We start from the raw sequence: 5,623 nt of genomic DNA, 5'->3' as shown, positions 1-5,623 counted from the left end.
GTGCAAGAGCTGCATGTCGAGCGCACGCTGGAACGTGGGTTGGTGGGCAATGTCTACCTGGGCAAGGTGGCCCGGGTGTTGCCCGGCATGCAATCGGCTTTCATCGACATCGGCCTGGACAAAGCGGCGTTTTTGCATGTGGCCGACGTGTGGCAAAAGCATGCCGAGGGTGAGGCCGCCGCCGCCCGCACTGGCCAGCCGCTGGTGCCGATTGAAAAGCAGGTGTTCGAGGGCCGCGCCCTCATGGTGCAAGTCATCAAGGACCCCATGGGCACCAAGGGGGCCCGGCTGTCCACGCAAATCAGCATCGCGGGCCGTCATCTGGTCTTTTTGCCGCAAGACGACCACATTGGTGTATCGCAAAAAATCCCATCCGAACAGCGTGACGCGCTGCGCCAAAGGGTCCAGGCCTTGGTCGGCCCTGCTGGGGGGGGCTTCATTTTGCGCACCAATGCCGAAGACTCCAGCGACGAAGAGTTGCAAGACGACATCGCCTACCTGCGCAAGACCTGGGCCCGCATCAAAGAGGCTTCGATGCGCCTGCCGCCCGCGTCCTTGTTGCACCAAGATTTGACCTTGCTGCAAAGGGTTTTGCGCGATTTGGTGGGCGAGGCCACGCAAAGCATCCGCATCGATTCGCAAGAGCACTTTGCCCAGCTGAAGGCCTTTGGTCAGGAGTTCATGCCCAAAGCGGCCGAGCGATTGCAGCACTACAAGGGTGAGCGCCCGATTTTTGACCTGTATGCCATCGACGAGGAAATTGTCAAGGCACTGGGCCGTCGGGTGGACCTGAAATCGGGTGGTTACCTGATCATCGACCAGACCGAGGCGCTGACCACGGTGGACGTGAACACCGGCGGTTACGTGGGGGCGCGCAATTTTGAGGACACGATTTTCAAGACCAATTTGGAGGCGGCCCAGGCCATCGCCCGACAACTGCGGCTGCGCAATTTGGGCGGCATCGTGATCGCCGATTTCATCGACATGTCCCGCACCGAGCACCAAGAGGCGGTGCTGGCCGAGTTTCGCAAACAGTTGTCACGGGATCGTGTCAAGACCATGGCAGGCGGGTTTTCATCGCTCGGTTTGCTGGAGATGACGCGCAAACGCACGCGGGAGTCTTTGGCCCACATGCTGTGCGAACCTTGCCCCAGTTGCCAAGGCAAAGGCATTGTCAAAACACCGCGTTCGGTGGTCTACGACATCCTGCGCGAGATTTTGCGCGAAGCGCGTCAGTTCAACCCCCGTGAGTTCCGCATCGTGGCGGCCACTGCGGTCATTGATTTGCTGCTGGACGAGGAAAGCCAGCATTTGGCGGGTTTGTCGGACTTCATCGCCAAGCCGATTTCATTGCAGGTCGAGACCGGCATGGGACCCGAGCAATACGACATCGTGTTGCTCTGATTCAGATCAGGGTGGCGGCGGGGTCAGCGCAGGTTCTGTGCTGGCCCATTCGCCACGGTGGTGCAGTCGGGCATAAGCCCCGCCTTGCGCGAGCAATTGGGCCGGTGCACCTTGCTCAACGATACAACCCCCTTCCATCACCACCACCCGGTCTGCATGTTCGATGGTGGACAGGCGGTGGGCCACGATCAAGGTGGTCCGTCCTTGCATGAGTTGCTCCAAGGCGTCTTGCACCAGCCGCTCTGACTCGTTGTCCAGTGCGGAGGTGGCCTCGTCCAAAATCAAGATCGGAGCGTCCTTGTACAAAGCGCGGGCAATCGCCAAGCGCTGGCGTTGACCTCCCGACAATTGGTTAGCGTTGTGGCCCAACAGGGTGTTCATGCCCTGGGGCAATTGGGACACATGGGCCCACAGATTGGCCGCTTCCAAGCTGGCCTGAATGCGCTGCAGGTCTGCGTCGTGCCCCAGGCAGACGTTGGCTGCGACGGTGTCGTTGAGCATCACCACGTCTTGGCTGACCATGGCGATTTGCCGGCGCAAACTGTCCAAATGCCAATCTTGAAGGGGCACGCCATCCACACAAACCTGGCCAGATTGGGCCTCCACAAAGCGGGGGAGAAGCTGGATCAAGGTGGTCTTTCCCGCGCCCGATGTGCCGACCAAAGCCACCGTTTCACCGGGACTGACTTTCAGGGACACGCCCGACAAGGCCGGCTGACTGTCGGGATTGAACTGCAAATGCACATCGCGCCATTCGACAGATCCTTGGGCGCGGGAACTGGTGTAGCTGCCTTGGGTTTCTTCTGGGGTCCCGTGCAAGAGGGCCAGGCCGCGCTCGAGCGCCGCCAAGCCGCGGGTGATGGGGCTGGAAATTTCGGCCAAGCGCTTGATGGGTGCAACCAGCATCAGCATGGCAGTGATGAAGGCCACAAATCCACCCACGGTGGCCCCCGATGCACCGTTTTGGCTTTGGTAAAGGGCGATCACCAGCACCATGGACAGGGACAAAGCCGCCATGATCTGGGTCAGTGGCGTCATGGCGGCTGAGGCCACGGTGGTTTTCAGGGCCAAGCGCCTGAGGACCTTGGCCAGTTGGCCAAAACGGTCCATTTGTTGAGCCTGGCCGCCTTGCAAACGAACAATTCGGTGGGCCAGCACGTTTTCTTCAACCACATAGGCTAGGTCATCGGTCGCGCTTTGACTTTCTTTGGTCAGTTTGTAAAGCCGCCGTGAAAGCGCTTTCATGATCCAGCTCAAACCGGGGGCCACGGTGAAGACCACCAAAGTGAGTTTCCAGTTGAGCCACATCAAGTAGCTGAGCAAAGCGATCAGCGTGAAGCCATCGCGTGCCAGTGCGATGACCGCTGAGACCAATTGAGAGGCTCCGTTTTGCACCTCATACACGATCGTGTTGGACAAGGCGCTGGCCGATTGTTTGGAAAACAAAGACAAATCGGCTTTCATGAGCCGGGCGAACAGCTCAGAGCGGAGTTTTTCCATGCCGTCGTTGGTCAGCCGGGACAAGGCGTACTGAGAGATGAAGTTGGCCAGTCCCCGGACCGTGAACAAGCCCACCACGGCCACTGGAATGGCCCACAGGGGCAGTTTGTTTTCGGCAAAACCTTGGTCCAGCAAAGGCTGAAACAAAGCGGGAATCATGGGTTCGGTCAATGCCCCCATCAAGGTGGCCAAAATCGCCACACCCCAAATGCCTTTTTGGCGACCAAAGTAGGGCGCCAACTTGCGCAATCGGCGTACCAAGCTGTCGGGTGATGGGGAAGGCGAGGGGGGCTGGCTCATGCGGCCAATTGTAAGGAGGACCGCTGCTGTGGCTGCCAAAAGTGCGTTTCTACGGTGTACGATCAAGGATCTCGCCCTATCGACTAACATTTGCGCCCATGAAGCTTGTTTTTTTACGCATCGGTCTGCTGTTCAGCTTGAAACAACTGCTGCTTTGGAGTTTTCTGGCCTTGCCCGCCTGGGCGCAGTTTCGCGTTGAGGTGACGGGCGTGGGCATGACCCAGTTGCCTGTGGTGATTGTGCCTTTCAAGGGTGAGGCGACTGCCCCTCAGAAACTGGCCAGCATTGTTCAAGCCGACTTGGAGCGAAGCGGGCAGTTCAAGGGCCTGTCTGCAGGTTCTGTCCTCATGGATGAATCGAGCCGGCCTGATTGGTCATCATGGCGTCAACAGTCCGCCGATGCCTTGCTGGCGGGTTCGGTTACCCGTTTGGCCGATGGCCGTTACGATGTGCGTGCCCGTTTATGGGATGTGGTCAAAGGTCAAGACAAGGGCGATTTCAAGGACACCGTCAGCGCTTCTGAACTGCGCTTGTCGGCACACCGCATGGCGGACTGGGTTTACCTGCAACTGACGGGCACCCCGGGCGCGTTCACTTCTCGCATCAGTTACGTGACCAAGTCGGCTGGCCGCTATGCCCTGTGGATTGCCGACTCCGACGGCGAGAATGCCCAATCGGCACTGTCAAGCCCAGAGCCCATCATTTCGCCCTCTTGGTCGCCCAGCGGCAGCCAGTTGGCCTATGTGTCCTTTGAACAGCGCAAACCTGTGGTTTATGTGCACGATCTGGCCACCGGCCAGCGCCGCGCGGTGGCCAATTTCAAGGGCTCCAACAGTGCGCCAGCGTGGAGTGCTGACGGCAAATACTTGGTGGCCACGCTCAGCCGAGAGGGGGGCTCACAGTTGTTTCGCATTGATCTTCAAGGCGGTGAGCCACGCCGATTGACCCAATCGGGCAGCATCAACACCGAACCGGCTTTCTCGCCCGATGGCAGTGCATTGTTTTTTGTCAGCGACCGAGGGGGCAGCCCTCAGATTTACCGAATGCCTGCCCAGGGTGGCCCCGCAGAGCGGATCACATTTTCGGGCACTTACAACATTTCACCTGCTGTCAGCCCCGATGGTCGGTGGCTGGCTTATGTGTCGCGGGTAGGGGCTGGTTTTCGTCTGCACTTGATGGAGTTGGCCTCAGGGCAGGTCACAGCGCTGACCGACACCACCGCTGATGAGCGTCCCAGTTTTGCGCCCAACAGCCGTCTGTTGGTTTATGCATCCATTTTTCAAGGCCGAGAATCTTTGATGACCACCACGCTAGACGGTCGTGTCAAAGCACGCTTGGCCGGTCAGGGCGGAGACATTCGGGAACCCCACTGGGGCCCAGTCCGCCCATGATGTTTGAATTTCCATTTTTAAATTGACGAGGTAAATCATGACAAAGAAATTTTTGGCCAGTGTGTTGATGGCAGGTCTTTTGGCCGGTTGCGCATCGGGTGTGAAGTTGGACGATGTGCCTGTGGAAGACAAATCGGCTACATCCTCGGGCGGTGTCTCCGTCTCCACGCAAGGCATTGGCACCCCTCAAAGCGGCGCTCAAACCGGTGTGGCCAGCGTGGTGGTGGACAAGTCGGTTCCGGGTATCGGTCCAACAGGCATAGCGCATGTGGTCTTCTTTGACTACGACAGCTTTGTGGTTCGTGCGGAAGCTCGCCCCATGATCGAAAGCCATGCCCGTTTCTTGCAAGCCAACAAACAGCGCAAAGTCAACTTGGAAGGTCACACCGACGAGCGGGGCGGCCGTGAGTACAACCTGGCTTTGGGCCAAAAGCGTGCAGAAGCCGTGCGTCAGGCCTTGAGCTTGCTGGGGGTGCCGGAGAGCCAGGTGGAAGCGGTGAGCTATGGCAAAGAAAAGCCAGCAGCGCAGGGCTCTGCTGAAGCCGACTTGGCCAAAAACCGCCGCGTTGAAATCCGGTATTGAACGCCATGAGTCCCCGCACCCTGTCTGCATTGGTCTGTTCGAGATGGGTTGTCGCTTGGGGCCTGTCCGTTTGGATGGGCATTGCCCAAGCGGGACTGTTTGAAGACGATGAGGCCCGCAAAGCCATTTTGGATTTGCGCCAGCGTGTTGAGCAATCGAATGCCACCATCAAACTCTTGACCCAAGAAAACGCTCAACTTCGCCGAGCGCTCTTTGATTTCCAAGGCCAGATTGACAGTCTGAAATCCGAGTTGTCGCAAAGTCGCGGTGCCCAAGAGCAATTGACGCGCACCCAAGCGGAATTGGCCCGCAGCCAAGCGGAGTTGGCCCGCAGCCAAGCGGAATTGGCCAGAGCCTTGTCCGAGTTTCAAATACGCCAAAAAGACTTGGTGCTGGGGGTGGAAGATCGTTTGCGCCGCTTTGACCCTGTGAAGGTCAACTTGGA

4 protein-coding genes and 1 pseudogene are annotated in these 5,623 nt (G+C 58.6%); 4 read left to right on the top strand and 1 reads right to left on the bottom strand.

The window, feature by feature from the left end; genetic code table 11:
* On the top strand, positions 1-1,404 hold a 1,404-nt coding region (gene rng, locus Q0O19_RS13735; RefSeq protein WP_295523893.1), incomplete at its 5' end, for a ribonuclease G.
* 6 nt (positions 1,405-1,410) lie between these two features.
* Here the strand turns inward: rng and msbA are convergent.
* Positions 1,411-3,204 (bottom strand): lipid A export permease/ATP-binding protein MsbA, encoded by a 1,794-nt coding sequence (msbA, locus tag Q0O19_RS13730; protein ID WP_295523890.1) that lies wholly within the window; start codon positions 3,202-3,204, stop codon positions 1,411-1,413.
* Between the two features lie 98 nt (positions 3,205-3,302).
* Here msbA and tolB point away from each other — a divergent pair, with 98 nt between their 5' ends.
* From tolB to Q0O19_RS13715, 3 genes and pseudogenes are all read left to right on the top strand, one after another.
* The gene (gene tolB, locus Q0O19_RS13725; RefSeq protein ID WP_295523888.1) at positions 3,303-4,595 is read left to right on the top strand and encodes a Tol-Pal system beta propeller repeat protein TolB; all 1,293 of its coding nucleotides are present in this window, start codon (positions 3,303-3,305) and stop codon (positions 4,593-4,595) included.
* 37 nt (positions 4,596-4,632) lie between these two features.
* Complete coding sequence (gene pal / locus Q0O19_RS13720; protein WP_295523886.1) at positions 4,633-5,178, top strand: peptidoglycan-associated lipoprotein Pal; 546 nt, start codon at positions 4,633-4,635, stop codon at positions 5,176-5,178.
* 5 nt (positions 5,179-5,183) lie between these two features.
* A pseudogene (locus Q0O19_RS13715) lies at positions 5,184-5,623 on the top strand (hypothetical protein); the annotation flags it as partial.

Source organism: Limnohabitans sp. Rim8, from assembly GCF_945869175.1.
Lineage (GTDB): Bacteria > Pseudomonadota > Gammaproteobacteria > Burkholderiales > Burkholderiaceae_C > Limnohabitans_A.
This window is presented reverse-complemented; position numbering and strand designations above follow the sequence as displayed.